The organism is Veillonellaceae bacterium (assembly GCA_012523975.1).
In the GTDB taxonomy this organism is placed as follows: Bacteria; Bacillota; Negativicutes; order JAAYSF01; family JAAYSF01; genus JAAYSF01.
On sequence record JAAYSF010000053.1, the window covers coordinates 1 to 5,389 of the forward strand.

General features: G+C 44.9%; 3 protein-coding genes. All 3 read left to right on the forward strand.

What is annotated here, in order from left to right; genetic code table 11:
- The first annotated feature begins 164 nt into the window (after positions 1-164).
- The 3 genes from GX348_07530 (at position 165) to GX348_07540 (ending at position 5,344) form a co-directional block, all read left to right on the forward strand.
- On the forward strand, positions 165-1,871 hold the full coding sequence (locus GX348_07530) for a ShlB/FhaC/HecB family hemolysin secretion/activation protein (protein ID NLP42034.1): 1,707 nt from the start codon (positions 165-167) through the stop codon (positions 1,869-1,871).
- Between the two features lie 15 nt (positions 1,872-1,886).
- Positions 1,887-4,439 (forward strand): filamentous hemagglutinin N-terminal domain-containing protein, encoded by a 2,553-nt coding sequence (locus GX348_07535; protein ID NLP42035.1) that lies wholly within the window; start codon positions 1,887-1,889, stop codon positions 4,437-4,439.
- A 290-nt stretch (positions 4,440-4,729) separates the two neighbouring features.
- The gene (locus GX348_07540) at positions 4,730-5,344 is read left to right on the forward strand and encodes a hypothetical protein (protein ID NLP42036.1); all 615 of its coding nucleotides are present in this window, start codon (positions 4,730-4,732) and stop codon (positions 5,342-5,344) included.
- Positions 5,345-5,389: the final 45 nt, after the last annotated feature.

Sequence of the window (5,389 nt, forward strand, 5' to 3'; positions counted from 1 at the left end):
GAAACACGGGGACAGGGACTCTGTTTCATCGACAGGTAATTCCGTTCCTACCGAAAAAACGACTGATTATACGGGTATACGACATCTTGCGCAGTGGTTGTAGTTTTTATAGACAAACTTTTCTATACTTTTATTTATAAGGACGAGTGACAAGGGGTAGAGCAATGCATCGTAAAGCATGGTATCAGAAGCCTATAAATATTTGTTGCCTCGTAACAGCTGTGTGGTTGTCCCAAACACCGGCTGAATTTTGCGCGGCAGCGGAAGGATCGGTTGCCGGTATAACAATCCGGAATACTCAGCAGCAGGAGCTGCGGCTGCCGCACCGCACTGAACCAGATATAAAGAGGCCAGAAGAATATCGGCCGCCACTGCAAGCTGATACAGGTGCAAAGCTGATAGTTAAAGGGTTTTATTTTTCCGGCCAGTCTATATTTAGTCAGGCTGAGCTGCTGAATGTTATCGCTGACCAGCAAGGCCAGGAATTAGGTCTGTCTGACCTTCAAAACCTTGCCGGACAGTTGACTGACTATATACGTTCCCAAGGCTATCTTGTAGCTCAAACATATATTCCCGAGCAGAAGGTTCAGGACGGTATTATCGAATTTGCAATCATAATCGGTGAATATGATCAAGTTTTGATTCGCAACAATACGGAGGTTTCATTAGCTGTTTTACAAAATCAGCTTGGGCCGTTAAAAAGCGGAGGGTATATTAAAAAGTGCGAGTTAGAACGGGCTGTCTATCTGTTAGGCGATGTTGCCGGAGTCGATGCAAAGGCCACTTTGATGCCTGGACGCAGAACTGGAACCACTGATTTGCTTTTGGATATTAGGCCTCGGGGCAAACAGCTTAGTGGTAATTTTGAAATTAATAATTACGGCAGCAGATTTACCGGCAGCAACCAAGTTGGATTAAATATTACTTTTAATAACCCGTTGCAGAAGGGCGATGTAATAGCAGTGCGAGCCATCAAGTCTGAATCAGGACTGGACAGCGGTAATATTGGATACAGCCTGCCGTTGACCGGTCAGGGGCAAAAACTTGGCATAAGTTTCTCGCGGCTAAATTATGAGCTTGGTGAAGCGTTTGCAGATATTAACGCTCACGGTCAATCGGACAGTTTTGAGCTTAGCTATGAAACGAATTTTTTGCGCTCTAGGAACAATAACTTATCTGGTCGGCTCTCGTATAGTCGTAAGAAGCTACGAGATGTGGTTGATGGTATTCCAGACACTAATAAGAAAGAAAATATCTGGAGCTTAAACTTAACAGGCGATAATACAGATCGTTGGCTGGGGGGCGGTGCCAATGCCTATGCACTGAGCTATAGCAGAGGCAAGCTATCTACCGATGATGCCGGCGATGCTTATACTGCAAATACAGCTGGCAGCTTTGCTAAATGGAATTTGACCTTCTTGCGGCAGCAGTATCTAGGTGAGCGGCTGTCTCTGCTAACTGCGTTTAATGGCCAATTGGCCGAAAAAAATCTCGATCCCGGCGAAAAACTTTCGCTTGGCGGAGCTTACGGCGTTAGGGCCTACCCGGCTGGTGAAGCTTCAGGCGACCAAGGTTATGTCCTTAATACCGAACTACGCTGGCACTTACCGGTGAATACCAGACTGTTTGACAGCTGTCAGCTGGCAGGATTTTATGATACTGGCTATGTGCGGCTGAATAAAGAATCATGGCCTGGTTTTACAGGCGAAAATTCGCGTAGACTGTCAGGGGCCGGCCTTGGTATTTATCTTAATAAGGCCAATCAGTACGCACTAAGGCTGAGTTACGCCTGGAAGATCGGTTCGGAAGAAGCTCTGGCTGCTAGTGACAAAAACGGGCGGTTCTGGATTATGGGAAGCTCTTACTTCTAAACAGGGGGGAGTCTAATGCTGTATAGAGTGGTTGCAACCTCTTTACTGGCAATAGCGGTAGCTGTTGCTATGCACTGCAGTTTATATGCCGCGCCGGCGGGCGGACAGATAGCAGCCGGCGTCGGGAATATTGCTCAGAATGGAACTGTGACTACCATCAACCAAGTAAGTGATAAACTGGCAGTTAATTGGCAGTCGTTTAATATTGCCGCAAATGAAAAAGTCCAGTTTATTCAGCCCTCGGCCAGCGCTATAGCTCTTAACCGGATTCTTGGTAATAATCCGACTGAGGTTTATGGACAGCTCAGCGCTAATGGCAAAGTGTTTTTGGTAAATCCTAACGGCATCTTATTTGGGCCGGGCGCTCAAATCAATGTAGGCGGGTTAGTAGCATCAAGCCAGAAAATTACAGATGCTGACTTTATGGCCGGCCGCTATATTTTTAGCGGCGAAAACGGACAGGTTGTAAATCAGGGCAATATCCAGGCAGCAGAAAACAGTTACGTGGCTCTATTAGCACCCGAGGTGAGAAATGAAGGGGTAATTACCGCCAGATTGGGTTCGGTAGCGCTAGGTTCAGGCCAACAGGCTACCTTGGATTTTACCGGTGACGGAAAAATCAATTTGGCCATTGATGGAGCTGTGGCTAAGGCAATTGTTGAGAACCGGTGCCTGATTCAAGCTGACGGTGGCATGGTTATTATGGCGGCGAAGGCGAAGGATGCGCTTATCGATACAGTAGTTAATAACAGCGGCATAATTCAGGCGCGCAGCATGGCGAGTGAAAACGGTACTATAACAATTAGTGGCGGTGATTCAGGATTTGTTGAAGTCAGCGGGACGCTGGACGTATCAGGAATAAATGCGGGAGAAACTGGCGGCACTGTTAAGGTACTTGGGGATAAAGTTGGAGTTTTGACCGGAGCCAAAGTTAACGCTGCAGGCGACCAATGCGGCGGCTTAGTCGAGGTTTCGGGTAAAAGCGGTCTAGCCTTTGACGGGCAAGTCAACCTTGCGGCACTAAATGGTACATCCGGTAAACTGCTGATGAGTTCCAAGAATGTTTTAGTTAGTGACTCCGAGGCTAATGGTAGTACCCATAACGTTTCAGCTGCTGCGGTTGAAGCTGCTATCGCTACTGGTAATGTAACACTTCAGGCTGCTAACGATATTACTATTGACGCCGTAATTTCTAGTCAAGATTCGACTAATGAATTAAAACTTGAAGCTGGTCGGGATGTAGTTGTATCTGATTCCATATACTTGCCCCGAGGTACGGTATCGCTGCAAGGAAATACCGATCCGGCCGGGGGTATTAACCGCGACCATGGAAATGGGAATATTATTTTCGATGAATTCGCAGGTATCACGGCAGACAATGTGCTGATGCTGCTGAGAAGCACTACTAGATATAATTATTGGAAAGCAGGTGAAATTCGCATCAGCGGCGGCCAGTTTCGTACTAACACATTCAATGTTTATACCGATGGGAGCTTTGCCCAGTATCTGAGTCAAATACCAAACGAAACTTATGCCATAAGCGGTTTAGGCAGCAATTATTGTAATGATGTTCTCATTCAGGCTCATGGTGATATTTCAGTCGGCCTAATAAAATCCTTGTCGACCCTCATTGTTTCAAAGCGCAATTTTTTTATTCTATATAATCGTGATGAACTAAACGCTAATAGCCAAAGTTACCCTGGCATAATGACCGGCGATACCGGGAAGTTCTGGGTATATGCGACCAATCCGTATAATAGCGATCTCAAACACATGGCTGCGCAGTCTGATGTCAAAAAACTATATGGGCGGCCAGCAGTGTTGCTTAATTATTCTGGGCCCCCTAATTTATTCGCACCGCGTCCAAACATTTCCGGTAAAAACGGCTACTTTTGTTTTACCGGCATTCCGAAACTAACTTTAGTTGCTGATAATGTTTCTAAGACTTATGGCGATCCAAATCCGCCTCTGACCTATCATGTTACAGGACTGGTCGCCGGCGACTCTCTGCAGGATGTATTAATTGGAAGTCCCGTTTTGATCTTGCGTGAGGACGGAAAAAACTGCGGGTCTTATCCTGTTTTCATAGATTACGGCACAGCTATAGCCTATAACGGTTACTCTCTTGGTCTGTTGCGTGGGTCGCTGACAGTAAAGAAGGCGCCGCTTACCGTAAAAGCTAATGATGAAGCTAGGCTTTATGGACAAACCAACCCTATATTTACAGCATCTTTTAGCGGATTTAAGCTAGGTGAAGACCAGTCGGTTCTCAACGGGAAACTTGAGTATAATACTCAGGCTCAACCAGGGTCGCCTATTGGCGATTATCTGGTTACACCTTTTGGTCTAACGTCTGATAACTACGATATTTATTATACTAGCGGGGTCTTGAAGGTTTTAGCAAACCCCATGCCGCACAAAGATCTATATAAGAGTGTGATTGCTTCGCTAAAAGCTGTCAATATCCGGCAACCTGGTACAAAGGAGACAGATCGGTATGACAGAGTGACGATAGTTACCGATGAGATGTCTGACGAATATCTCGAAGAAAGACTATTGGTAGATTGAGGTTATAAGATCAGAATTGATCAAATTATAATATTGGAAAATTTATCAATATTTGGTAATATTAATATAAGAGGGTTTGTTGAACCGAGAACCGCAGGGACGGTTGAATTAGAGATCCTGCGGTTTTTTCCTTATGATAAATATGACTGTTTATTCTAGATTAGCATGTTATAAGACTTCCAGCCTCTTAAGTAGGAATTAAAGGATCAGTCATTGATAAGTTAAGATTCTAGTTCGAGCAGGGAATTTACTTGCAATGTTGAGATAAACAATGCGAGGGGGGCTGACTTGTGCGCGTCGCAATTATCAGCAATGAACGAATAACCTTGGAGCAATTAGAACATTATCTTAAAAAAATTCCCAATATTGAAGTGGCAGCGGGGCTGACCAAACCGGCCGCAGTATATAAAATTCTGCGTGAAACCAATCCGGGCTTAGTGGTACTGGACATAGAGATAGAGATGCCCGAGATGAACGGTTTACTGGCAGACGAGGAACTTTCGAGTATTCAACTCAGTAAACGCCAACGCTGCGCAGCTGCTAGAAATACTGCGAGCCTTATGCCTGTAAAATTGAAAAAGATTTTCGCGCTCGATGGTTCAGAAAGCATAATTCTACTTAACGCGGACGAAATTGAGTTATTTATGCTGGAAGGACGCGATGTTATTGTTGTAAGCGGTAGTAAGCGTTATAAAACACGCTATTCACTCAACTATTGGGAGGAGCGTTTAGGAGGACAAAGCTTTTTTCGCTGTCACAAAAGCTACCTAATTAATCTTGATAAAATTAAAAAACTCAAACCAATGTTTAATGGTACGTACTTGCTCGAATTTGATAATTACCAGGGAGAGGTAGCCGTAAGCCGTTCTAGGGCCAGAGTCCTGGAAGACGTACTGGGTTTATAAATAGAGGCCGTTCTAAAGCCATGTGCTGAAAGAACGGCTTTTTTA

What these genes read in the sequence shown, in the direction of transcription:
- GX348_07535 (NLP42035.1), top strand. Translation starts at nt 1,887, where the DNA reads ATGCTGTATAGAGTGGTTGCAACCTCTTTACTGGCAATAGCGGTAGCT.
- GX348_07530 (NLP42034.1), top strand. Translation starts at nt 165, where the DNA reads ATGCATCGTAAAGCATGGTATCAGAAGCCTATAAATATTTGTTGCCTC.